At 70.8% G+C, this 24,619-nt stretch carries 21 protein-coding genes; 5 read left to right on the plus strand and 16 right to left on the minus strand.

All coding sequences use genetic code 11. The features are described 5' to 3' along the window. Positions 1-58: 58 nt before the first annotated feature. The 4 genes from tkt (at position 59) to pgl (ending at position 5,557) form a co-directional block, all read left to right on the plus strand. Positions 59-2,122: a transketolase gene (gene tkt / locus AOM09_RS11865; RefSeq protein ID WP_062388711.1), complete on the plus strand. Its 2,064-nt coding sequence runs from the start codon at positions 59-61 to the stop codon at positions 2,120-2,122. Positions 2,123-2,349: 227 nt separating this feature from the next. Then, positions 2,350-3,921 (plus strand): glucose-6-phosphate dehydrogenase, encoded by a 1,572-nt coding sequence (gene zwf / locus AOM09_RS11870; RefSeq protein WP_062388714.1) that lies wholly within the window; start codon positions 2,350-2,352, stop codon positions 3,919-3,921. Next, positions 3,918-4,838, plus strand: coding sequence for a glucose-6-phosphate dehydrogenase assembly protein OpcA (locus tag AOM09_RS11875; protein ID WP_062388716.1), 921 nt, complete (start codon positions 3,918-3,920; stop codon positions 4,836-4,838). The genes zwf and AOM09_RS11875 overlap by 4 nt, the downstream gene beginning before the upstream one ends. Next, positions 4,835-5,557: a 6-phosphogluconolactonase gene (gene pgl / locus AOM09_RS11880; protein WP_062388717.1), complete on the plus strand. Its 723-nt coding sequence runs from the start codon at positions 4,835-4,837 to the stop codon at positions 5,555-5,557. Before AOM09_RS11875 ends, pgl begins: the two co-directional genes overlap by 4 nt. Positions 5,558-5,684: 127 nt before the next feature. Here pgl and AOM09_RS11885 read toward each other — a convergent pair whose 3' ends face one another. The 11 genes from AOM09_RS11885 to uvrA all read right to left on the minus strand — a co-directional run bounded on the left by AOM09_RS11885 (position 5,685) and on the right by uvrA (position 17,694). After that, positions 5,685-5,966, minus strand: coding sequence for a SelT/SelW/SelH family protein (locus tag AOM09_RS11885; RefSeq protein ID WP_062388720.1), 282 nt, complete (start codon positions 5,964-5,966; stop codon positions 5,685-5,687). Positions 5,967-6,094: 128 nt separating this feature from the next. Next, the gene (locus tag AOM09_RS11890; protein WP_062388722.1) at positions 6,095-6,457 is read right to left on the minus strand and encodes an RNA polymerase-binding protein RbpA; all 363 of its coding nucleotides are present in this window, start codon (positions 6,455-6,457) and stop codon (positions 6,095-6,097) included. 18 nt (positions 6,458-6,475) lie between these two features. Continuing rightward, entirely contained in the window at positions 6,476-6,721 is a 246-nt protein-coding gene (gene secG, locus AOM09_RS11895) for a preprotein translocase subunit SecG (protein ID WP_062388724.1), read from the minus strand. A gap of 99 nt (positions 6,722-6,820) precedes the next feature. Next, a complete protein-coding gene (gene tpiA / locus AOM09_RS11900; RefSeq protein WP_062388727.1) occupies positions 6,821-7,609 on the minus strand; it encodes a triose-phosphate isomerase in 789 nt (262 codons plus the stop codon). Positions 7,610-7,614: 5 nt separating this feature from the next. Beyond that, the gene (locus tag AOM09_RS11905; protein WP_062388728.1) at positions 7,615-8,805 is read right to left on the minus strand and encodes a phosphoglycerate kinase; all 1,191 of its coding nucleotides are present in this window, start codon (positions 8,803-8,805) and stop codon (positions 7,615-7,617) included. 106 nt (positions 8,806-8,911) lie between these two features. Then, on the minus strand, positions 8,912-9,916 hold the full coding sequence (gene gap, locus AOM09_RS11910) for a type I glyceraldehyde-3-phosphate dehydrogenase (protein ID WP_062388731.1): 1,005 nt from the start codon (positions 9,914-9,916) through the stop codon (positions 8,912-8,914). 172 nt (positions 9,917-10,088) lie between these two features. Next, entirely contained in the window at positions 10,089-11,072 is a 984-nt protein-coding gene (gene whiA, locus AOM09_RS11915; protein ID WP_062388734.1) for a DNA-binding protein WhiA, read from the minus strand. 20 nt (positions 11,073-11,092) lie between these two features. Beyond that, positions 11,093-12,040 (minus strand): gluconeogenesis factor YvcK family protein, encoded by a 948-nt coding sequence (locus AOM09_RS11920; RefSeq protein WP_062388737.1) that lies wholly within the window; start codon positions 12,038-12,040, stop codon positions 11,093-11,095. Continuing rightward, positions 12,037-12,957, minus strand: a complete 921-nt coding sequence (gene rapZ, locus AOM09_RS11925; RefSeq protein ID WP_062388742.1) for an RNase adapter RapZ — start codon at positions 12,955-12,957, stop codon at positions 12,037-12,039. Before rapZ ends, AOM09_RS11920 begins: the two co-directional genes overlap by 4 nt. After that, positions 12,954-14,837, minus strand: coding sequence for an excinuclease ABC subunit UvrC (gene uvrC / locus AOM09_RS11930; protein WP_062388744.1), 1,884 nt, complete (start codon positions 14,835-14,837; stop codon positions 12,954-12,956). The genes rapZ and uvrC overlap by 4 nt, the downstream gene beginning before the upstream one ends. A gap of 16 nt (positions 14,838-14,853) precedes the next feature. Further along, positions 14,854-17,694, minus strand: a complete 2,841-nt coding sequence (gene uvrA / locus AOM09_RS11935) for an excinuclease ABC subunit UvrA (protein ID WP_062388747.1) — start codon at positions 17,692-17,694, stop codon at positions 14,854-14,856. Positions 17,695-17,788: 94 nt separating this feature from the next. On the opposite strand from uvrA, the gene AOM09_RS11940 reads away from it, so the two are divergent. Then, complete coding sequence (locus AOM09_RS11940; protein ID WP_062388750.1) at positions 17,789-18,073, plus strand: YciI family protein; 285 nt, start codon at positions 17,789-17,791, stop codon at positions 18,071-18,073. Positions 18,074-18,089: 16 nt separating this feature from the next. Here AOM09_RS11940 and AOM09_RS11945 read toward each other — a convergent pair whose 3' ends face one another. From AOM09_RS11945 to AOM09_RS11965, 5 genes are all read right to left on the minus strand, one after another. Beyond that, positions 18,090-19,115, minus strand: a complete 1,026-nt coding sequence (locus AOM09_RS11945; RefSeq protein WP_062388753.1) for a TerC/Alx family metal homeostasis membrane protein — start codon at positions 19,113-19,115, stop codon at positions 18,090-18,092. A 37-nt stretch (positions 19,116-19,152) separates the two neighbouring features. After that, the gene (uvrB, locus tag AOM09_RS11950) at positions 19,153-21,216 is read right to left on the minus strand and encodes an excinuclease ABC subunit UvrB (protein WP_062388756.1); all 2,064 of its coding nucleotides are present in this window, start codon (positions 21,214-21,216) and stop codon (positions 19,153-19,155) included. Between the two features lie 61 nt (positions 21,217-21,277). Then, entirely contained in the window at positions 21,278-21,871 is a 594-nt protein-coding gene (coaE, locus tag AOM09_RS11955; protein WP_062388758.1) for a dephospho-CoA kinase, read from the minus strand. Positions 21,872-21,968: 97 nt separating this feature from the next. Next, complete coding sequence (rpsA, locus tag AOM09_RS11960) at positions 21,969-23,456, minus strand: 30S ribosomal protein S1 (RefSeq protein ID WP_062388761.1); 1,488 nt, start codon at positions 23,454-23,456, stop codon at positions 21,969-21,971. 132 nt (positions 23,457-23,588) lie between these two features. After that, positions 23,589-24,611 (minus strand): 6-phosphofructokinase, encoded by a 1,023-nt coding sequence (locus tag AOM09_RS11965; protein WP_062388765.1) that lies wholly within the window; start codon positions 24,609-24,611, stop codon positions 23,589-23,591. Positions 24,612-24,619 lie beyond the last annotated feature (8 nt).

Below are 24,619 nucleotides of genomic sequence, written 5' to 3' on the forward strand. Positions count from 1 at the left end.
AGCTATGACGCACAGGTAGGCTGGCCCGCGTACCCGCCAACAGTCGAGGGAGACACCTGTGACCATCAACTGGACCGACACGGACCGTCGCGCAGTCGACACGCTTCGCGTCCTCGCCGCCGACGCCGTCGAGAAGGTCGGCAACGGCCATCCCGGCACCGCGATCTCGCTGGCGCCCGCCGCGTACCTGCTCTTCCAGAACGTCATGCGCCACGACCCGTCCGACTCGCACTGGCTGGGTCGCGACCGGTTCGTGCTGTCCGCCGGCCACTCGTCGCTGACGCTCTACCTCCAGCTCTTCGCCTCGGGCTACAACCTGGGCCTCGACGACCTCAAGGCGCTGCGCACCGAGGGCTCGCTCACCCCGGGCCACCCCGAGTACGGCCACACCGACGGCGTCGAGATCACCACCGGCCCGCTGGGCACCGGCATCGCCTCCTCCGTGGGCATGGCTATGGCGGCCCGCCGCGAGCGCGGCCTGCTCGACCCCGACGCGGCCCCCGGCACCTCGCCGTTCGACCACTTCGTCTACGTCATCGCCGGCGACGGCTGCCTCCAGGAGGGCGTGGCGCACGAGGCCTCGGCCCTCGCCGGCACGCAGGAGCTGGGCAACCTCATCGTCATCTGGGACGACAACAAGATCTCGATCGAGCACGAGACCGACATCTCGTTCACCGAGGACGTGCTCGGCCGCTACGAGGCCTACGGCTGGCACACCCAGTCCGTCTCGTGGGTCAAGGACGGCGGCTACGAGGAGGACCCGCAGGCCCTCTTCGACGCGATCGAGGCCGCGAAGGCCGAGACCGGCAAGCCCTCGATCATCGCGCTGTCGACCATCATCGGCTGGCCGTCGCCCACCAAGCAGAACTCGGGCGGCGTGCACGGCTCGGCGCTCGGCGCCGCCGAGGTCGCGGGCCTCAAGGAGGTGCTCGGCTTCGACCCCGAGCAGTCCTTCGCGGTCGAGCCCGAGGTCCTCGCCCACATGCACCAGGTCAAGGAGCGCGGCCAGGCCGCCCACTCCGAGTGGAACGCCCAGTTCTCGCGCTGGGAGGCCGAGAACCCCGAGCGCGCCGCGCTGCTGTCGCGCCTGGTCACCCGCTCCCTCCCCGAGGGCTGGGACGATGCGCTGCCCACCTTCGAGCCCGGCGCCAAGGTCGCGACGCGCGCCGCGTCCGGCAAGGTGCTCACGGCGCTCGCGCCCGTGCTGCCCGAGCTGTGGGGCGGCTCGGCCGACCTGGCCGGCTCGAACAACACCACGATGGACGGCGAGCCCTCGTTCCTCCCGCCGCGCCGCTCGACCCACTCGTACCCCGACGGCCAGTGGTACGGCCGCACGCTGCACTTCGGCATCCGCGAGTTCGGCATGGGCGCGATCATGAACGGCATCACGCTGCACGGCCTGACCCGCGTGTACGGCGGCACCTTCCTGGTGTTCTCCGACTACATGCGCGCCTCGGTCCGTCTCGCCGCGCTCATGCAGATCCCCACCACGTTCGTGTGGACGCACGACTCGGTGGGCCTGGGCGAGGACGGCCCGACGCACCAGCCCATCGAGCACGTCGCGACGCTCCGCGCGATCCCCGGCCTCGACGTGATCCGCCCCGCGGACGCGAACGAGACGGCGGCGGCGTGGAAGGCGATCCTCGAGACCACGGACCGCCCCTCGGCGATCATCCTGTCGCGTCAGAACCTCCCGGTCCTCGAGGGCACCTCGACCGAGGGCGTCCTCAAGGGCGCGTACGTGCTCGCGGGCGCCGACGAGGACGCCGACGTGGTCATCATCGCCACCGGCTCGGAGGTCTCGGTGGCCGTCGAGGCGCGCGAGCTCCTTGCGGCCGACGGCGTCAAGGCCCGCGTGGTCTCCATGCCGTCGCGTGAGCGCTTCGCCCGCCAGGACGCCGAGTACCGCGAGAGCGTGCTTCCCGCCGCCCTCAAGGCGCGCGTGTCCGTCGAGGCCGGCTCGGCCCTCGGCTGGCGCGAGGTCGTCGGCGACGCGGGTCGCACCGTGTCGGTCGACCACTTCGGCGAGTCCGCGGACGGCGCGCTGCTGCTCAAGAAGTACGGCTTCAACGCGGAGAACGTCGCCGCGGTCGCCCGCGAGTCGATCGCGGCCGCTGGCTGACGCATCGTCCCTACCGGAAGGGGGTCTCGGCTGCGGCCGAGGCCCCCTTCCGCGTCCCACCCCTCCCCCCGCCGCCCGACACTGACAACGGAGTTCGAGGCGACACGCCGTGGACTCGGGCACGATGCGCCGGTCACGCCGGCGTGTCGGGCCGGATTCCGTTGTGGCTGTCAGGGAGGGTGGGCGTCTCACCAGGTGGCGCCCGCGCATCGTGCCGTCGCCATAGGATGGCCGGAGCATCGCTGCCGCCCCTTCGATGTCCCCCCTGGAAGGTCTCTCGAGTGAACAATCCCTTGCGCGACCCGCGCGACCGTCGCCTGCCCCGCATCGCCGGCTCCTGCGGCCTCGTCATGTTCGGTGTGACGGGCGACCTCGCCCGCAAGAAGCTCATGCCGGCCGTGTACGACCTCGCGAACCGCGGCCTCCTGCCCCCGGCCTTCGCGCTGACCGGCTTCGCCCGGCGCGACTGGGACGAGCAGGACTTCGCGCAGGTGGTGCACGACTCGGTCAAGAAGTACGCGCGCACGCCGTTCCGCGAGGAGACGTGGCGCCAGCTGTCCGAGGGCATCCGCTTCGTCCAGGGCACGTTCGACGACCCGGAGGCGTTCGCACGGCTGCGCGAGACCGTGGAGACGCTCGACCGGGAGCGCGGCACGGGTGGCAACCACGCCTTCTACCTCTCGATCCCGCCGTCGGCGTTCCCCCAGGTCATCACGCAGCTGCGCGAGTCGGGCCTGTCCGCGCCGCGGGAGGACACGTGGCGCCGCGTGGTCATCGAGAAGCCCTTCGGGCACAACCTCGAGTCCGCGGAGCAGCTGGACGCCGTCGTGTCCGAGGTGTTCCCGCCCGACTCGGTGTTCCGCATCGACCACTACCTGGGCAAGGAGACCGTCCAGAACCTGCTGGCGATCCGCTTCGCGAACCAGCTGTTCGAGCCCGTGTGGAACTCGCAGTACGTCGACCACGTGCAGATCACCATGGCCGAGGACATCGGCATCGGCTCGCGCGCGGGCTACTTCGACGGCATCGGCACCGCACGCGACGTCATCCAGAACCACCTGCTCCAGCTCTTCGCGCTCACCGCGATGGAGGAGCCCGCGTCCTTCGAGGCCGACGACCTCCGCATGGAGAAGGAGAAGGTGCTCCGCTCCGTGGTCCTCCCTGACGACCTGGGCGAGGGCACGGCGCGCGGCCAGTACGCCGCGGGCTGGCGCGGCGGCGAGCAGGTGGGCGGCTTCCTCGACGAGGACGGCATCTCCCCCGACTCGATCACCGAGACCTACGCCGCGATCCGCCTCGACGTGCCCAACCGACGCTGGGCCGGCACCCCGTTCTACCTGCGCGCGGGCAAGCGTCTGGGCCGCCGCGTCACCGAGATCGCGCTGGTGTTCAAGAAGGCGCCTTCGCCGTACTTCCAGGAGATCAGCGGCTCCGACGTGGGCACCAACGCGCTCGTGATCCGTGTCCAGCCCGACGAGGGCGTGACGCTGCGCTTCGGCTCCAAGGTGCCGGGCACGGCCATGGAGGTCCGCGACGTGACGATGGACTTCGCGTACGGCAACGCGTTCACCGAGAGCTCGCCCGAGGCGTACGAGCGACTCATCCTCGACGTCCTCCTGGGCGACCCGCCGCTGTTCCCCCGTCAGGAGGAGGTGGCGCTGTCCTGGAAGATCCTCGACCCCATCACCGAGTTCTGGGAGACCCAAGGCCAGCCCGAGCCGTACCGCTCGGGCACCTGGGGCCCGCCCGGGTCCGACGAGATGATGGCCCGCGACGGACGCGTCTGGAGGCGCCCATGATCATCGAGCTGCCCGACACCACCACCGGCGCGATCAACAAGCGCCTGGTCGACTCGCGCAAGGACGGCGGCGTCATCACGCTCGCGCGCGTCATGACGCTCGTCATCGACGCGACCGACGCCGATGCGGAGCAGGCGATCGCGACCGCGAACGTCGCCTCACGCGAGCACCCGTGCCGCATCATCGTCATCTCCCCGGGGAGCGCCCCCGAGGCGCGCCTCGACGCGGAGATCCGCGTCGGCGGCGACGCCGGCGCGTCCGAGGTGGTGGTCCTGCGACCGTCCGGCGACCAGATCGGCCACGACGACACGCTCGTGACGCCGCTGCTGCTGCCCGACGCGCCCATCGTGGTGTGGTGGCCCGCGGGAGTGCCCTCGGACCTCGGTCAGCGCGCGCTCGGCCGCATGGCGCAGCGCCGGATCACCGACACCAAGGGCGAGGCGGACCCCGCCGGCGTGCTGCTGGGCCTGTCCCACTGCTACCGCCCGGGCGACACGGATCTCGCGTGGACGCGCCTCACGCGGTGGCGCGCGCTCATGGCCGCGGCGCTCGACCAGGTCAAGGTGCCCGAGGTCACGCTCGCTCGCCTGCACGGAGACACCAACAGCCCGTCGATCCTGCTGCTCGGCGCGTGGTTGCGCCACACGCTCGGCTGCGAGATCGAGGCGACGTACGACGACTCGGTCGCCGCGCTCGAGAACGTGGTCCTCGAGACGCCGTCCGGCCCGATCGAGATCTCCCGTCCCGACGGCCACAACGCGACCATCCGCCAGCCCGGGCAGCCCGACCACCAGATCGCGCTGCCCGCGCGCTCGCTCGAGGAGGCGCTGGCCGAGGAGCTGCGCCGCCTCGACGCGGACGCCGTCTACGGCGAGGTGCTCGCGGCCTTCGCGACCGACACCGCGGTCCCGCTGTGACCGGGAACGCACGCGTGGTGGTCCACGCGGACGCCGCCGCGCTTTCGGAGGCGACGGCAGCGCGGCTGCTGCTCGCCCTCGTCGACACGCTGTCGACGCAGGCGCGCGCGGATGTGGTCCTCACGGGCGGCACGGTCGGCATCGCGACGCTCGCGGCGGCGTCGCGCTCGCCGTTGGCCGCCTCGATCGACTGGACCAGCGTCCACGTGTGGTGGGGCGACGAGCGCTTCGTCCCCGCCGGCGACTCCGACCGCAACGAGGGCCAGGCGCAGGCCGCGCTGCTCGCGGGCCTGCCGCTGCCCGAGGAAAACATCCACCGGATGGGAGCGTCCTCCGCCTTCCCGACCGCCGAGGACGCCGCCGCCGCCTACGCCGCGGATATCGCCGACGCTGGCACGCCCGCATGGGACGTGCTCATGCTCGGCATGGGTCCCGACGGCCACGTCGCCTCGCTGTTCCCCGGGCACGCCGGCTACGAGGCGCGGGGCGGGGAGGCGATCGCGGTGCACGACTCCCCCAAGCCGCCGCCCACGCGCGTGTCCCTCACCCTCGACAGCATCGTCCGCGCGAAGCGCGTGTGGGTGGTCGCGGCGGGCGCCGCGAAGGCCGAGGTGGTCGCCCGGTCGCTCCATGGCGACCTCACGCTGCCCGCCGCCGCGGTCCGCGGGACCTCTGAGACGCTGTGGCTGGTCGACGCGGAGGCGGTCGCAACCGTCTGACCCGCCCTCCCCCGCGCGCGACACTGCCAACGGAATCGAAGGCGACACGCCGGCCACCGGCCCGTTTCGGGGCCCGTCACCGGCGTGTCGCGCTGAGATCCGTTGCCGGTGTCAGCGGGGGGTGGGGTCAGTGGCGCTTGCCCATGAGCAGGTCGCGGCCCTCGGCGTCCACGCCCTCGCGCACCGGCAGCTTCTCCCGCACCGTCGCGACGATGCCCTCGATGTCGAACTCCGCGGGCTTCGCGTAGATCTCCTCGCCGTCCGCACGGAACGTGAACACGCCCTTGCGGCCCGTCTTCAGGGTCACGCCGGCGAGCGCGTTGCCGAACTCCTCCAGCAGGCGCGTCTGGGCGGCGGTCGCCTTCGGCAGGTAGCCGCACGGCACGCAGTACTCGATCTCGATCTGCATCTTCTCTCCTTCAGCTCGGGGACCCGGGTCCCACTCTCTCCTACGCACGGGCGTCCTCGCGCATTCCCCGCCCAGCGACGCGACAGGGCCGGCCCCCATGTGGGAGACCGGCCCTGGCGAGGCGTTCTCTACTCCGCGACCGCGAGGTCGCCGCGACGCGCCCGCAACGCGGCGAGCGCCTCGTCGAGGAGCTCCTTGCCCTCGTCGTCGGAGCGACGCTCCTTCACGTACGCGAGGTGCGTCTTGTACGGCTCGTTGCGGATCGGCTCCGGAGGGTTCTCCGGGTCCAGCCCGCCGGGGAGCCCGCAGCGCGGGCAGTCCCACTCGACGGGGATCTCCTGGTCGTCACCGACCGCGAAGCTCGGCGAGGTGATGTGACCCCTCGCGCAGTAGTACGAGACGACCTGACGAGGCGCGGACTCGCCGCGCTCGTCCTCTCCCATAGGCCCAGCGCCGACGCGCGAGCCTCGGATGGCGTTGCCCCCTGCCATGGGTGCGACCTCCGTTGCTTAGATCGAGAACCGGGACACGAGGCCCAGCAGGACCACGACCGCACCCCAGGCGATGGCGAGGCCCCACGTGATGCGCGTGAGGTTCCGCTCACCCACGGCAGACGACTGCACGCCTGACGCGAGGCCGCCGCCGAACATGTCGGTGATGCCGCCGCCACGGCCACGGTGCACGAGCACCAGGGCGATGATCAGCAGCGAGGTCACGACGAGCATGACCCACAGGATGGTCTCGAGGATGTCCACGGTTCTCCCAGATGATGGATTGCGCTCACAAGGATACGCGACGAACACGGCGGGACCGGCCCGATTCCGGACCGGCCCCGCCGTTGTCGCGAATGTCGCTTACGCGACGTTGTGCTGCTTGAAGCGCGCGATCTTGGAGAACTCCTCCGGGTCGAGCGACGCACCGCCGACGAGCCCGCCGTCGACGTCGGGCTCGGCCATGAGCTGCGCGATCGACGAGGACTTCACCGAGCCGCCGTAGAGGACGCGGACGCCGTCCGCGAGCTCGGCGTCGTAGAGCTCCGCGATGCGGCCACGGATGGCCGCGCAGACCTCCTGCGCGTCCGCCGGGGTCGCGACCTCGCCGGTGCCGATGGCCCAGACGGGCTCGTACGCGATGACGACGTCCTTGGCCTTGTCGGCGGGCAGGCCCTCGAGCGCGCCGTCGACCTGCGCGAGCGTGTACTCGACGTGCGTGCCCTCCTTGCGGATGTCGAGGCCCTCGCCCACGCACACGATCGGCACGATGCCGTGCTCGAACGCCGCCTTGGTCTTGGTCGCCACGACCTCATCGGTCTCGCCGTGGTACTGGCGGCGCTCCGAGTGGCCCACGGCCACGTAGGAGACGCCCAGCTTCGACAGCTGGGTGCCCGACACCTCGCCGGTGTAGGCGCCCGAGACGTGCGCGGAGATGTCCTGCGCGCCGTACTTGAGCTCGAGCTGGTCGGCGTCGACGAGCGTCTGCACCGAGCGCAGCGACGTGAACGACGGCAGCACGGCGACCTCGACCTCGGAGAAGTCGTGCTTGGCGTCGCGGAGCAGCCACGCGAGCTTCTGGACGGTGTGCGTCGCCTCGAGGTGGTCGAGGTTGAGCTTCCAGTTGCCCGCGATCAGGGGGGTACGTGCCATGGGTATCAGTCCTCCAGAACGGCGAGGCCCGGCAGGACCTTGCCCTCGAGCAGCTCGAGCGACGCGCCGCCGCCCGTCGAGATGTGGCCGAAGCCGGCCTCGTCGAAGCCGAGCAGGCGCACGGCCGCGGCCGAGTCGCCGCCGCCGACGACAGAGAAGCCGTCGGAGTCGATCATCGCCTGAGCGACGGCCTTGGTGCCGGCCGCGAAGGCCTCCATCTCGAACACGCCCATGGGGCCGTTCCAGACGATGGTCTTGGCGTCGGCGAGCTTGGACGCGAACAGCGCGGCCGAGTCGGGGCCGATGTCCAGGCCCATGCGGTCCGCCGGGATGGCGTCCGCGGCGACCACGAGCGCATCGGCGTCCGCGGCGAACTTGTCCGCGGCGACGATGTCGGTCGGGAGCACGATCTCGACGCCGTTCTCCTCCGCCGTCGTGAGGTAGCCCTTGACGGTGTCGATCTGGTCGGCCTCGAGGAGCGAGGTGCCGACCTCGTAGCCCTTGGCCGCGAGGAAGGTGAAGACCATGCCGCCGCCGATGAGCAGGCGGTCCGCCTTGGTCAGCAGGTTCGCGATGACGCCGAGCTTGTCGGAGACCTTCGAGCCGCCGAGCACCACGGCATAGGGACGCGCGGGGTCGGTCACGGCCTTGCCCAGCGACACGACCTCCTTCTCGACCAGCGTGCCGGCGGCGGCGGGAAGCACCTGAGCGACGTCGTAGACCGACGCCTGCTTGCGGTGGACCACGCCGAAGCCGTCCGAGACGAACGCGTCGGCGAACGCGGCGAGCTCCGCGGCGAGCGCCTGGCGCTCCTCGTCGACCTTCGAGGTCTCGCGCGCGTCGAAGCGCACGTTCTCGAGCATGGCCACCTGGCCGGGCTCGAGCGCGTCGGTGACGGCCTTGGCCGACGGACCGACCAGGTCCTCGGCGAGCGTCACGGGCTTGCCGAGCAGCTCCGCGAGGCGGGCCGCGGCGGGCGCGAGCGAGTACTTGGCCTCCGGCTCGCCCTTGGGGCGGCCGAGGTGCGCGGTGACGATGACCGCGGCGCCGGCGTCGAGCAGCTTCTGGATGGTGGGCACCGAGGCGCGCACGCGGCCGTCGTCGGTGATGGTGGTGCCGTCGAGCGGGACGTTGAGGTCCGAGCGGACCAGCACCTTCTTGCCGCTGAGGTCACCCAGCGAGTCGATGGTCTTCATCAGTGTTCCTGTCCTAGATGAGCGGAAGGGAGAAGCGAGGGTGACGCGACGACGGCCGCACACGTCAGAGCGTGCGCGGCCGTCGTTGCGTTCACATCGGGAGTGCTTAGAGGCGCTCGCCGACGTAGTTCGTCAGCTTGGCGAGCGACGCGGAGTAGCCCCACTCGTTGTCGTACCAGGAGACGACCTTGACCGTCGAGCCGTTCACCTTGGTGAGCTTGGCGTCGAAGATCGACTGGTGCGAGTCGCCGATGATGTCCGAGGAGACGATGTCGTCCTCGACGTAGGACAGCGTGCCGGCCATCGGACCCTCGGCGGCAGCCTTGATCGCGGCGTTGACCTCCTCGATGGTGGTCTCGCGCGACGCCTCGAAGGTGAGGTCGGTGGCGGAGCCGGTGATCGTGGGGACGCGCATCGCGAAGCCGTCCAGCTTGCCCTTGAGCTCGGGGAGCACGAGCGCCACGGCCTTCGCCGCACCGGTCGAGGTGGGGACGATGTTCTGGGCGGCGGCACGCGCACGGCGGAGGTCCTTGTGCGGGCCGTCCTGGAGGTTCTGGTCACCCGTGTAGGCGTGGATCGTGGTCATGAGGCCACGCTCGATGCCGATCGCGTCGTTGAGCGCCTTGGCGAACGGCGCGAGGCAGTTGGTGGTGCACGAGGCGTTCGAGATGACGTGGTGCGCGGCCGGGTCGTAGTCGGTGTGGTTCACACCGATGACGAACGTGGCGTCCTCGTTCTTCGCGGGGGCGGAGATGATGACCTTCTTCGCACCGGCGGCGATGTGCGCCTTGGCCTTCTCGGCGTCGGTGAAGAAGCCGGTCGACTCGATGACGATGTCGGCGCCCAGCTCGCCCCAGGGGAGGTTGGCGGGGTCACGCTCGGCCAGCGCCTTGATCGCCTTGCCGTCCACGTAGAGGTTCTCGTCGTCGTAGGTCACCTCGCCCGGGAACTTGCCCAGGACGGTGTCGTACTTGAGGAGGTGCGCGAGGGTGTGGTTGTCGGTGAGGTCGTTCACACCGACGACCTCGAAGTCGAAGCCGAGCTCGCGCGCGGCGCGGAAGAAGTTACGTCCGATGCGGCCGAAGCCGTTGATACCGACCTTGATGGTCACAGTGTGTCTCCTCCGGTGCGCCGCCGGGGCGACGCGGTTGTGGATGTTGTGAGGTGCGCACCGCTACGTGCGCCGGACGCCGCTCGGGAGCGGGCCACTGCTGATGAGCCTACAACGATTCTCGGGACCGTCCCAGCGGACAGAAGTCCCAGGTGAGACCGTTCACAGGCCGCTATTCGTCGTCCAGGAGCTCCTGGTTGATGCCGGCCTCCGTGTCCGGGATCCCCAGCTCCTCCGCGCGCTTGTCGGCGGTGGCGAGCAGACGCCGGATGCGTCCCGCCACGGCGTCCTTGGTGAGCGGCGGGTCGGCCAGCTTGCCCAGCTCCTCGAGCGAGGCCTCGCGGTTGGCGAGGCGCAGCTCGCCCGCCTCGCGCAGGTGCTCCGGGAGATCGTCGCCGAGGATCTCGAAGGCCCGCGCGACCCGCGCGCCCGCCGCGACCGCGGCCCGCGCGCTCCTGCGCAGGTTCGCGTCGTCGAAGTTCGCGAGCCGGTTCGCGGTGCCGCGTACCTCGCGCCGGGTGCGCTTCTCCTCCCACGCCAGCACCGACTCGTGCGCGCCGAGACGCGTGAGCAGCGCGGCGATCGCGTCGCCGTCGCGGATCACCACGCGGTCCACGCCGCGCACCTCGCGCGACTTCGCGCCGATGCCGAGCCGGCGGGCGGCGCCGACGAGCGCAAGGGCCGCCTCGGGGCCGGGCGACGTCACCTCGAGCGCGGACGAGCGGCCCGGCTCCGTGAGCGAGCCGTGCGCGAGGAACGCGCCGCGCCACGCGGCGACGGTGTCCTCGATCGCGCCGCCGACCACATGCGGCGGGAGGCCGCGGACCGGCCGCCCGCGGTGGTCGAGCAGACCGGTCTGGCGCGCGAGCGACTCGCCCTCCTTGACCACGCGGACCACGTAGCGGTTGCCCTTCTTGAGCCCGCCCCCCGACACGACGATGATCTCCGACCCGAGCCCGTAGGCCTCGTGGATGAACCCGCGCAGGCGGCGCGCGGCGGCGGCCGTGTCGAGCTCGGCCTCGATGACGATCCGTCCGGAGACGATGTGCAGACCGCCCGCGAATCGGAGGGTCGCCGCGATCTCCGCCTTGCGTGCGGAGACCTTCTCGAGCGGGACCCGTGCGAGCTCGTCCTTCACCTGTGCCGTCAAAGCCATGGCGACAATCATGGCATCACTCACCGGACCCGCGCGCCGCCGCTCCTCACCCATGCGATGAGCGCCTCGTACTGCTCGCGGAGCCGCTCGACGTCGTGCCGGTCCAGCGTCCCCCGCTCGCGCATCGGCGCGGCCACGTACCGTGCGCCCCACTCCTCGACGCACACCCGGAGCGCCGTATCGTCCTCCGACGCGTCCACGAGCACCACCGCCGGGCAGAACCCGGGCGCCGCGGCGCGCAGAGCCGCGATGTCGTCCGCCCGGTCCGTGCCCGCGGTCTCCTCGTCCTCGTCCGCGATGTTGAGGGTGAGGATCGTGCGCGGACCCGCCTCGACGAGCGCCGCCGCGACGCGCGGCACCAGGAAGTGCGTGAGGACCGACGTGTACCAGCTGCCGGGCCCCAGGATCACGGCGTCGGCCTCCGCGATCGCCTCGAGCGTGGCGGCGGGCACTGCCGGATCCGGCGGCTCGATCGCGAGCGACCGCACCCGACCCGGCGCGGTGGCGACGGCGACCTGCCCGACCACGCGGATCGCGCCGTCCTCGCAGTCGACCTCGGCGCTCACCGTGATCGGCTCGGTCGACACGGGCAGCACGCGGCCCTCGCACCGCAGCAGCCGGGCGACCCAGTCGAGCCCCTCGACGATGCCGCCGGTACGGTCCCAGATCCCCGCGATCAGAAGGTTGCCGACCGCGTGGCCGTCGAGCGGGCCGCCGGTGGCGAAGCGCCACTGGAGAACGTCGCGCCACGTGCGTCCCCACTCGGTGTCCTCGCACAGCGCCGACAGCGCCATGCGCAGGTCGCCGGGCGGAGGCACGGGCATCTCGGCGCGGATGCGGCCGGACGAGCCGCCGTCGTCGGCGACCGTCACCACCGCCGTCAACACCTCGCACGCGCCTCGCAGCGCCGTGAGCGACGCGTAGAGCCCGTGGCCGCCGCCGAGCGCGGCCACCTGCGGGCCCGTCATCGCCGCTCCCGGTCCCGATGGGTGACGCGCACCTGGTAGCCGCGCTCCTGGAGGACGCGCGCGAGCTCCTCGGCGATCGCGACGGAACGATGCTTGCCTCCGGTGCAGCCGACGCCGATGGTGACCGAGTGCTTGTCGTGGGCACGGTAGCGGTCCAGCACCCCGGCGATGACCGCGGCGTAGCCGTCGACGAACTCGGCGGCGCCGTCCGACGCGAGCACGAAGTCGCGCACGGGCGCGTCGAGCCCGGTGAGGGGGCGCAGCTCGGGCTGCCAGTGCGGGTTCTCGAGGAAGCGGACGTCGGCGACGAAGTCGGCGTCGTGCGGCGCGCCGTTCTTGAAGCCGAACGACTGCACGTTGACCTGGAGGGGACGCTCCCCCTCCCCCGCGACCTCGGTCATGACGTCGCGGAGCTGATGCACGTTGAGCCGCGACGTGTCGACCACCTCGGTCGCGCGCTCGCGCACGGCCGCCAGCGCGGTGCGCTCGCGCGCGATCCCCTCGAGGATGGTGCCGTCGCCCTGCAGCGGATGGGGTCGGCGCGCCTCCTCGAAGCGGCGCACCAGGGTCGCGTCCGACGCGTCGAGGAACACCAGCCGCACCGCGATCCCGCGCGCCTCCAGATCGTCCAGCACCGCCTCGACGTCCTGGAAGAAGTGGCCGCCCCGGACGTCGACCACCGCGGCCAACCGCTCGTAGCGGCCCCGGCCCACCATCTCGACCAGGCCGGCGAGCAGCTGCGGCGGGAGGTTGTCCACCACGTACCAGCCGAGGTCGGCCAGCGCCGCCGCGGCGCGCGTGCGCCCGGCGCCCGACATCCCGGTGAGCACCATCACCTCGGCGTCGATGCCCGTGACATCGAAGATGGGCCGGGCGATGCCCGAGGGGTACGTGACCGGAGGGACCTCTTCCATCATGACTCCAGCATGCCAGCCTGTCCGTGGAGGGCCTGGTAGACAGTCCGCGCCGTGCCGTCGCCGACCCCGGGCACCAGCGCGATCTGCTCGATCGACGCCTCCTTCAGGCGCGCGAGGGAGCCGAAGTGGGTGAGCAGGGCCTTCGCCCGGCCCGGGCCGACCCCCGGCACCTCGTCGAGCTGCGACACCTTCATCGCCTTGGTCCGCTTGGCGCGGTGGTGCTTGATCGCGAACCGGTGCGCCTCGTCGCGCACCCGCTGGAGGAGGTACAGCGCCTCGGAGCCGCGCGGAAGGATGACCGGGAAGTCGTCGCCCGGGACCCACACCTCCTCGAGGCGCTTCGCGAGGCCGACCACCGCGATGTCGGGCACCCCGACCTCGTCAAGCGTGCGACGTGCAGCGTTGACCTGCGGCAGGCCGCCGTCGACCACCACGAGCTGGGGCGGATACGCGAACCGCGCGCTCTCGCGCTCCTCCGGAGGCAGCTGCGATTCCTCGAGGTAGCGCCGGAAGCGCCGCGACAGGACCTCGTGCATCGCCGCCGTGTCGTCCACCGCATCGGCGATCGAGAACTGGCGGTACTCGGGCTTGCGCGCGATCGCGTCCTCGAAGACCACCATCGAGCCGACCTGGTTGGTGCCCTGCGTGTGGGAGATGTCGTAGCACTCGATGCGCAGCGGCGCCTCGGAGAGCCCGAGCGCCTCCTGCAGCTCCTGAAGCGCGGCCGAGCGCGTCGTGAGGTCCGAGGCGCGCTTGAGCCGATGCTGCTCGAGCACCTGGACCGCGTTGCCGTGCCCGGTGGTCGCCAGCTCGGCCTTCTTGCCGCGCGCCGGCACGCGCATCGTCACCTTGGACCCGCGCAGCCCGCCGAGCCACTCGGTGAGGCTCGCGGCGTCCTCCGGCAGGTGCGGCACGAGCACCTCGGGCGGCACCTCCTCCGCGTCGGCGGCGCCGTACGCCTCCTCGAGCAGGCGGCTCACCATGCCCGGCGCGTCGAGCGGCTCGGGCTTGTCGACCACCCAGCCGCGCTCGCCGGCGATGCGGCCGTCGCGCACGTGGAACACGTGCGCCGCCGCCTCGAGCTCGTCGTCCTCCAGGGAGAAGATGTCCGTGTCGACGCCGGGGTCGAGCACGATCGCGTTGCGCGCCATCACCGCGTCGAGCGCGCGCAGGCGGTCGCGCGCTCGCGCCGCCGCCTCGAAGTCCTCGCGCTCGGCGGCCGCGCGCATCGTCGCCGTGAGGTCGCGCACCAGCGGCTTCGCGTCGCCGGCGAGCACCTGGCACACGCGCTCCGCGAGGTCGCGATGGTCCTCCGGGGAGATGCGGCCCACGCAGGGCGCGGCGCACTTGTCGATGTAGCCCAGGAGGCACGGCCTCCCCTGGCGCTCCGCCTTGCGGAACACGCCAGGCGCGCACGTGCGGACCGGCAGGGCGGTGAGCAGCGTGTCGACGGTCTCGCGGATCGCCCAGGCCTTGGCGTACGGGCCGAAGTACCGCACACCCTTCTTGCGCTCGCCGCGCATCACCTGGATCCGCGGGAACGTCTCGTTGAGCGTGACCGCGAGGTACGGGTACGACTTGTCGTCGCGGAAGACCACGTTGAAGCGTGGGTCGTACTGCTTGATCCACGTGTGCTCGAGGATGAGCGCCTCGACCTCGTTGCGCACGACCGTCCACTCGACGGACGATGCGGTGGTCACCATGGCGCGCGTGCGCGGGTGGAGCTGCGCCGGGTCCTGGAAGTAGTTCGCGAGCCGCGCCCGGAGGCTCTTCGCCTTGCCCACGTACACCACCCGCCCGTGCGGGTCCCGGAACCGGTACACGCCCGGCTGGGTCGGGATGGTGCCCGCGGCCGGGCGGTACGAGGCGGGGTCGGTCACGTCGCCAGCCTACGGATCACACGGGCGCGGGCGTGCCGAGGATCTCCGCGAGGAACGTGCCGGTGTGGGACTCCTCCACGCCCGCCACGTGCTCCGGGGTGCCCTCCGCGATCACCATGCCGCCGCCCGAGCCGCCCTCCGGGCCCATGTCGATCACCCAGTCCGAGGACTTGATGACGTCGAGGTTGTGCTCGATGACGATGACCGTGTTGCCCTTCTCGACCAGCCCCTGCAGGACGCCGAGCAGCTTGCGCACGTCCTCGAAGTGCAGACCCGTGGTGGGCTCGTCGAGCACGTACACGGTGCGGCCCGTCGAGCGCCGCTGGAGCTCGGACGCGAGCTTGACGCGCTGCGCCTCGCCGCCGGAGAGCGTCGGCGCGGGCTGGCCGAGCCGCACGTAGCCGAGCCCCACGTCGACGAGCGTCGTGAGGTGCCGCGCGATCGCGGGGATCGCCTCGAAGAAGTGCGCGGCCTCCGAGATCGGCATGTCGAGCACGTCGGCCACGTTCTTGCCCTTGAACCGCACCTCGAGCGTCTCGCGGTTGTAGCGGGCGCCCTTGCACACTTCGCACGGGACGTACACGTCGGGAAGGAAGTTCATCTCGATCTTGAGCGTGCCGTCGCCCGAGCACGCCTCGCATCGTCCGCCCTTGACGTTGAACGAGAACCGCCCCGGGCCGTAGCCGCGGACCTTCGCCTCCTGCGTGTCCGCGAAGAGCTTGCGGACCTTGTCCCACACGCCGGTGTAGGTCGCGGGGTTCGAGCGCGGCGTGCGGCCGATGGGCCCCTGGTCCACGTGCACGATCTTGTCGAGCTGGTCCACGCCCGTGATGCGCGTGTGGCGGCCCGCGACCTGGCGGGCGCCGTTGAGGGTGTTCGCGAGGCTCGTGTAGAGGATCGAGTTCACCAGCGTCGACTTGCCCGAGCCGCTCACCCCGGTGACGGCGGTCAGCACCCCGAGCGGGAACTGCACGTCGATGCCGCGCAGGTTGTGCTCGCGTGCGCCCACGACGGTCACGTGACGCTGGGGGTCGACGGGCCGGCGGGACTCGGGCAGCTCGATGCTGCGCCGGCCGGACACGTAGGCGCCCGTGACCGAGCGCTCGTTGACCAGCAGCTCCTCGTACGTGCCGGAGTGGACCACCTCGCCGCCGTGCTCGCCCGCGCCCGGGCCGATGTCGACCAACCAGTCGGCGGTGCGGATGGTGTCCTCGTCGTGCTCGACCACGATGAGCGTGTTGCCCAGGTCGCGCAGGCGCGTCAGGGTGTCGATGAGGCGGCGGTTGTCGCGCTGGTGGAGCCCGATGCTGGGCTCGTCGAGCACGTAGAGCACGCCGACCAGCCCGCTGCCGATCTGCGTGGCGAGCCGAATGCGCTGCGCCTCGCCGCCGCTGAGCGTGCCCGCCGCGCGTGCCAGCGTGAGGTAGTCGAGCCCGACGTCGAGCAGGAAGCCCAGCCGCGCGTCGATCTCCTTGAGCACCTGCACCGCGATGTGCCGCCCGCGCTCGTCGAGCTCGGCCGACAGCAGGAAGTCCCGCGCGTCGGCGATCGACAGCTCGCAGACCTCGGCGATCGACTTGTCGCCGATGGTCACCGAGAGTACCTCGGGCTTGAGGCGGGCGCCGCGGCACACGGGGCACGGGACCTCGCGCATGTACGACTCGTACTTCTCGCGCGAGTACTCCGACTCCGTCTGGCCGTGCAGGCGCTCGATCCACGTGATCACGCCCTCGAAGCCCGTGGTGTACTGCCGCTCGCGGCCGTAGCGGTTCCGGAACTTCACGTGAACCTTGTAGTCCTTGCCCGTGAGGATCGCCGCCTGCGCCTCCTTCGGGAGGTCCTTCCAGGGCGCGTGCATCGAGAAGCCCAGGTCGTCCGCCAGCGCCGTGAGCGTCCGCCCGAAGTAGTCGGAGGACGTGGCCGCCCACGGAGCGACGGCGCCCTCGAGCAGCGACAGGTCGCGGTCGGGGATCACCAGGTCGGGGTCGACCTCGAGCTTGATGCCGATGCCCGTGCACTGCGGGCACGCGCCGTAGGGCGCGTTGAACGAGAAGGTGCGCGGCTCCATCTCCTCCAGCGTGAGCACGTGATCGTTGGGGCACGCGCGCTTCTCGGAGTAGCGGCGCGGCTCCATGTCGCCGTCGACGGGGTCGATGACCACGAGCCCGTCCGCGATGCGCAGCGCCGTCTCGACCGAGTCGGTGAGGCGCTGGCGGACGCCGTCGCGCGCGACCAGGCGGTCCACGACCACCTCGATGTCGTGCTTGAGCTTCTTCTCGAGCTGCGGCGGGTCCGTCAGCTGGACCGTCTCGCCGTCGACGCGGGCGCGCGCGAAACCCTGCTGCTGCAGGTCCTCGAACAGGTCCTGGTACTCGCCCTTGCGTCCGCGGATCACCGGCGCGAGCACCTGGTAGCGCGTGCCCTCGGGCAGCGCGAGCACCGAGTCGACGATCTGCTGCGGCGTCTGCGCCTGGATGACCTCGCCGCACACCGGGCAGTGCGGCGTGCCGACGCGCGCGAACAGCAGGCGGAGGTAGTCGTAGACCTCCGTGATGGTGCCCACGGTCGAGCGCGGGTTGCGGTTGGTCGACTTCTGATCGATCGACACCGCCGGGCTGAGGCCCTCGATGAAGTCGACGTCGGGCTTGTCCATCTGGCCCAGGAACTGGCGCGCGTACGCGCTCAGCGATTCGACGTAGCGACGCTGGCCCTCGGCGAAGATCGTGTCGAACGCGAGCGAGGACTTGCCGGACCCGGAGAGCCCGGAGAAGACGATGAGGGCGTCGCGCGGGAGGTCGAGGTCGACACCCTTGAGGTTGTGCTCACGCGCACCGCGGACGAGGAGACGGTCGTTCACCCGGCCATGCTACGCGGAAATCGCTTCGAACACACGTTCGAAGCCGCGTGTCGTGCTCGCGCCCCGCGCCGCCCCGATCGGGCAGGATGGCCGCATGAGCCTCTACGCGATCCACTACGCCTACGACCACCGCGCCGCCGAGCGCGACGAGCTGCGCCCGGAGCACCGCGCCTGGCTGCTCGGCCTCGCCGAGCAAGGCGTCGCCAAGGTGTTCGGCCGCTATGAGGACGCCGGCCAGCCGGGCGCCCTGCTCGTGTTCGAGGCCGAGAGCGCCGAGGCCGTCGAGAGCCTGCTCGCGCAGGACCCCTACCAGGACGCCGGGCTGGTCACCGGCTGCTCGGTGCGCGTCTGGCCCGCGGCCGGCCCCTGGACCGCCTGAGCGTCGCGCCGCCGCGTCAGCGCTCGGGCGCGTCCTCGTGCCGCTGATGGTGGTCGCGCGGCAGCTCCTCGCCCGTCCGCGCCGACACGACGACCGACACCAGCGCGGCACCGCCGATGGCGACGACGATGACGGCGAGCGACATCCACGTGGGGATCTCCGGCGCCCACGCGACCGGCTCCCCGCCGTTGATGAACGGCAGCGAGTTCTCGTGCAGCGCGCTCAGCACCAGCTTGATCCCGATGAACGCGAGCACCACCGAGAGCCCGTAGGACAGGTAGACGAGCCGGCGCAGCAACCCCTCGACCACGAAGAACAGCTGGCGCAGGCCCATGAGGGCGAAGGCGTTCGCGGTGAACACGATGTACGGGTCGTCGGTCAGGCCGAAGATCGCCGGGATCGAGTCGAGCGCGAAGAGCACGTCGGTGGTGCCGATCGCGATCATCACCATGAGCAGCGGCGTCACCAGACGCCTGCCGTGCTCCTTCACCACGACGGCGCCGCCGCGGTATCCATCGGTCGCGGGCAGGAACCGCCGCGCGAGGGCCACGAGTGCGGTCTCCTTGTACTCGACCTCGCCCTCCTCGGCACCGCCCTCGCGCGCGACGCTCACGGCGGTCCACAGCAGGAAGAAGCCGAACAGGTAGAAGACCCACGAGAACGCATGGAGCGCGGCGGCGCCCGCGGCGATGAAGAGGCCGCGCAGCACGAGCGCGAGCACCACCCCGAACAGGAGCACGCGCTGGCGATATCGCGGCGGCACCTGGAAGCGCGCGAGGATCACCAGGAACACGAAGAGGTTGTCGACGGACAACGACCACTCGGTGACGTAGCCCGCGAAGAACTCGACGCCCTTGTCCGCGCCGGCCCACCCGATCATCGTGACGCCGAACACCACCGCGAGGCCCACGTAGAACAGGGTCCAGCGCACGGACTCCTTGAACGAAGGCTCGTGCGGGCGGCGCACCACCACGAGGAAGTCGAAGGCGACGACCGCGAGGACGCCAAGGATGGTCACCAGCCAGACGGTCGTCGATTCCACCGGATCATCGTAGTGGCGCGGGCGCGCGCCACCCGCCTCAGCCGGCGTTGATCATCTGCCGGAGCTCCTTCTTGAGCTCCCCGATCTCGTCGCGCAGCCGCGCCGCGATCTCGAATTTGAGCTCGGCCGCCGCCTCCTTCATCTGGGCCGACAGATCCTCGATCAGCTGCGACAGCTCCTCCGCGGGGCGCTGGGCCAGCAGCGCGTGCTTGCCGCTACCGCCCGGTGTCGGAGCCTTCTTCGCCTGCTCGAGCGCATCGGCGGTGTCGGCCTCCTCGCGCGCCAGCATCTCGGTGATGTCGCCGATGCGCTTGCGCAGCGGCTGCGGATCGATCCCGTTCGCCTCGTTGTACGCGACCTGCATCTCGCGACGCCGGTTGGTCTCGTCGATCGCGGAGGCCATCGAGTCCGTGATCGAGTCCGCGTACATGTGGACCTCGCCCGACACGTTGCGCGCGGCGCGGCCGATGGTCTGGATGAGCGACGTCCCCGAGCGCAGGAAGCCCTCCTTGTCGGCGTCCAGGATCGACACGAGCGACACCTCGGGCAGGTCGAGGCCCTCGCGCAGCAGGTTGATGCCCACGAGGACGTCGTAGCGGCCCATGCGCAGCTCGCGGAGCAGCTCGACGCGGCGCAGGGTGTCGACGTCCGAGTGCAGGTACTCGACCCGCACGCCGCGATCGCCCAGGTACTCGGTGAGGTCCTCGGCCATCTTCTTGGTGAGGGTGGTGACCAGGACGCGCTCGTCCTTGTCGACGCGCTGCCGGATGCACTCGAGGAGGTCGTCGATCTGACCCTCCGTGGGCTTCACCACCACCTTCGGATCCACGAGGCCCGTGGGACGGATGATCTGCTCCACCACGCCGTCGGCCCGCTCGAGCTCGTACTTGCCCGGCGTCGCCGAGAGATACACCGTCTGACCCACGCGCTGCTGGAACTCGCCCCACTTGAGCGGGCGGTTGTCCATCGCCGAGGGCAGACGGAAGCCGTGCTCGACCAGGGTGCGCTTGCGCGACGTGTCCCCCTCGAACATCGCGCCGATCTGCGGCACCGTCACGTGCGACTCGTCGATCACCAGCAGGAAGTCGTCCGGGAAGTAGTCGAGCAGCGTGTGCGGCGGCGTGCCGGCCTCGCGCTGCTCGATGTGCCGCGAGTAGTTCTCGATCCCCGAGCACGTGCCGACCGAGCGCATCATCTCCAGGTCGAAGGTGGTGCGCATCTTCAGCCGCTGCGCCTCGAGCAGCTTGTTCTGCCTCTCGAGCTCCTGCAGCCGCTCCCCCAGCTCGAGCTCGATGGTCCGGACCGCGGCGTTCATGCGCTGCTCGCTCGCGACGTAGTGGGACGCGGGGAACAGATGCACCTGGGTGCGCTTCTCCACCACCTGCCCGGTGAGGGGGTGCAAGGTGTAGAGCGCCTCGACCTCGTCCCCGAACATCTCGATGCGGATCGCCAGCTCCTCGTACACCGGGATGATCTCGATGGTGTCGCCGCGGACCCGGAAGGTTCCGCGCGTGAAGGCGAGGTCGTTGCGGGAGTACTGCATCTGCACGAACTCCCGCAGCAGCGAGTCGCGGTCCACCACGTCGCCCACCGCGAGCGTGACCATCCCCTGGATGTACTCCTCGGGGGTGCCCAGGCCGTAGATGCATGAGACCGACGACACCACGATCACGTCGCGTCGCGTGAGCAGCGAGTTGGTGGCCGAGTAGCGCAGGCGCTCGACCTCCTCGTTGATGGACGAGTCCTTCTCGATGAAGGTGTCCGTCTGCGGCACGTACGCCTCGGGCTGGTAGTAGTCGTAGTACGAGACGAAGTACTCGACGGCGTTGTTCGGCAGCAGGTCGCGGAACTCGTTGGCCAGCTGCGCGGCGAGCGTCTTGTTGTGCGCCATCACGAGCGTGGGTCGCTGGAGACGCTCGACGAGCCACGCCGTGGTGGCGGACTTGCCCGTGCCCGTGGCGCCCAGCAGCACCACGTCCTGCTCGCCCGCCTGGATCCGCCTCGCGAGCTCGTCGATCGCCTTCGGCTGGTCGCCCGAGGGCTGGTACTCGGAGATCACCTGGAACGGTGCCTCGCTGCGGCGGAGGTCGGGGCTGCTCATGCGACTACGGTACGCCGGGGCTCCGACAGCGGGTCGCGAGCGATGCCGCCCTCGGCGCGGGTCAGCGCGGCACGTGCAACGCCCAGAACGCGTCGACCTGGGCGTCCAGGTCGTCCACGCGGCCCGAGCCGTCGAGCACCACGTCGGCGATGGCCTCGCGCTCGAGGTCCGACGCCTGCGCGCGGATCCGGGCCGCCGCATCGGCCGCCGTCATGCCCCGCGACTCCACCATGCGCCGCACCCGGAGCTCCTCGGGCGCCGCGACGGTCACCACGAGGTCGAAGTCCCGCCCCTGACCGCTCTCGACCAGCAGCGGGATGTCGTGCACCACCACGCTCGCGCCGTCGCGTCGCGCCTGACGGTCGGCCGCGGCACCCATCGCGATGACGTACGGGTGGACGATCGCGTTGAGACGCTCCCGCGCGTGAGGGTCCTGGAACACGATGCGCGCGAGCGCGGGCCGGTCCAGCGCGCCGTCGGCGATCACGCGGTCGCCGAACTCGGAGACGATGTCGACCAGCGCCGCGGACCCGGGCTCGACCGCCCGGCGTGCCAGCACATCGTGATCGATGACGTGGGCCCCGAGCGCGCCGAAGCGCGCGGAGGCGGTGGATTTGCCCGAGGCGATGCCGCCCGTGAGGCCGATGCGTAGCACGGGTGAAGTCTCACACGCCCGGGCGCGCGCCGCCAACCAGCCCGGACGCGACGAAGGCCGCCACCCCGAGGGGTGACGGCCTTCGTACGGGAACCGCTTAGTTGCCGGTGAGCTTCTCGCGAAGCGCGGCGAGACGCTCGTCCGAGGCGAGCGTGCCCATGTCGGCCGACTCGTCGTGCGACGAGTACGACGCGGGGGCGTCGCCCTTGCGGCCGCCCTTGCGCGGCGCGGACGCGGCCGGAGCGGCCGTCTCGGCCTCGACGGCCGCGGCGTCCTGCTTGGCGACGAACGCCTTGTGCGCCTCCCAGCGCTCGTGCGCCTTGGCGTACTCGGCCTCCCAGGCCTCGCGCTTCTCCTCGAAGCCCTCGCGCCACTCCTGCGTCTCCGGGTCGAAGCCCTCGGGGTAGACGTAGTTGCCCTTGGCGTCGTACTCGGCGGTCATGCCGTACAGCGCGGGGTCGAAGTCCTCGCCCTGCGGGTCGACACCCTCGTTGGCCTGCTTGATGGACAGCGAGATGCGGCGACGCTCGAGGTCGATGTCGATGATCTTGACGAAGACGTCCTCGTCGGCCGACACGACCTGCTCGGGCAGCTCGACGTGGCGGGTCGCCAGCTCCGAGATGTGCACGAGGCCCTCGATGCCCTCGAAGACGCGCACGAACGCGCCGAACGGGACGAGCTTGGTGACCTTGCCCGGGACGATCTGGCCGATCGCGTGGGTGCGGGCGTAGACCGCCCACGGGTCCTCCTGGGTCGCCTTGAGCGACAGCGAGACGCGCTCGCGGTCCATCTCGACGGTGAGGACCTCGACCTCGACCTCCTGGCCGACCGAGACGACCTCGGACGGGTGGTCGATGTGCTTCCACGACAGCTCGGAGACGTGCACGAGGCCGTCCACGCCGCCGAGGTCGACGAACGCACCGAAGTTGACGATCGACGAGACGACACCCTTGCGCTGCTGGCCGGGGGCGAGAGCGGTGAGGAACGACGAGCGCACCTCGGACTGGGTCTGCTCGAGGAACGCACGGCGCGACAGGACCACGTTGTTGCGGTTCTTGTCGAGCTCGATGATCTTCGCCTCGATCGACTGGCCGATGTAGGGCGCGAGGTCGCGCACACGGCGCATCTCGACGAGCGAGGCGGGAAGGAAGCCGCGCAGACCGATGTCCACGATGAGGCCACCCTTGACGACCTCGATGACGGTGCCGGAGACGACGCCGTCCTCTTCCTTGATCTTCTCGATCGAGCCCCACGCGCGCTCGTACTGCGCACGCTTCTTCGAGAGGATCAGGCGACCCTCCTTGTCCTCCTTGGTGAGGACGAGCGCCTCGATGGTGTCGCCGACGTTGACGACCTCATCCGGGTTGGCGTCGTGGCGGATGGAGAGCTCGCGCGAGGGGATCACACCCTCGGTCTTGTAACCGATGTCGAGGAGGACCTCGTCACGGTCGACCTTGACGATGGTGCCCTCAACAAGGTCACCGTCGTCGAAGTTCTTGATGGTCGCGTCGACGGCCGCGAGGAAGTCCTCAGCGGTTCCGATGTCGTTGACGGCGATGCTGGACTCGGGGGTGGAAACGGACATTAAGGAATGGCTCCGGTGGACAGGGAATCGAATGGATATGTGCGGCCGGGCACGCGGGCGCGCCAGACCAACGAACATGCTACCTCGTCGCCCCTGATCGAGGCAATGCGGCGCGCCGCGAGGCGTGCCGGGTCAGAGGCCGCGGGCGGCGCTGAGCAGCTCCTCGGGCACCCACTTGGTCTTGCCCATCATGGTGTCGAAGGGCTCGAGCACGATGTGGTCGCCCTGCAGCGCGGTGAACTTGTGCGACTCGCCCGCGACGATGCCGTCGATGGCCGCGACGCCCATGCGGGTGCCGAGCAGGCGGTCGGCCGCGGTCGGGACGCCGCCGCGCTGGGTGTAGCCGAGCACCGTGAGGCGCGTGGTGAAGCCCGTGGCGGCCTCGATCGCCTTGGTGACCTCGTGGCCGATCGAGCCGGCGATCGGGTTGCCCTTCTCGTCGATCGTCTGCTTGCCCGTCCAGTGCGAGCCCTCGGCAGGCACGGCGCCCTCGGCGACGGCCACGATCGAGAAGTTCTTGTAGCGGTGACGGTGCTTGATGCGCTTCGCGATGACGTCGATGTCGAACGGCTCCTCGGGCGCGAGGATGATGTCCGCTCCGCCCGCGATGCCGGCCGTCACGGCGATCCAGCCGCTGTGGCGGCCCATCAGCTCGACCACCATGACGCGGTTGTGCGACTCCGCGGTCGAGTGGAGGCGGTCGATCGCCTCGGTCGCGATCGACACCGCGGTGTCGAAGCCGATCGCCATGTCCGTGCCCACCACGTCGTTGTCGATCGTCTTGGGGATGCCGATCACGGGCACACCCAGCGCCTTCGACACCTTGCCGGCCGCCTTGAGGGTGCCGTCGCCGCCGATGCAGATGAAGCCGTCGAGCTTCTCGTTCTCGAACGTCTCCTGGACGGCCTCCATGCCGCCCTCGACCTTGTGGGGGTGGCAGCGGGCCGTGCCGAGCATCGTGCCGCCGTGCACCAGGATGCCCGAGACGTCGTCACGCGTCATGGGACGCGCATCGCCGTCGATCACCCCCTGCCAGCCGTTGTTGAACCCGACGATCGAGCAGCCGAGCTCCGAGGTCCCCCTCTTCACCACCGCCCTGATCGCAGCGTTCAGGCCGGGGCAGTCTCCGCCGCCCGTGAGAAGTCCGATTCGCATGGCACCAA

Origin of the sequence: Demequina iriomotensis, from assembly GCF_000971395.1 — a bacterium.
GTDB lineage: Bacteria > Actinomycetota > Actinomycetes > Actinomycetales > Demequinaceae > Demequina > Demequina iriomotensis.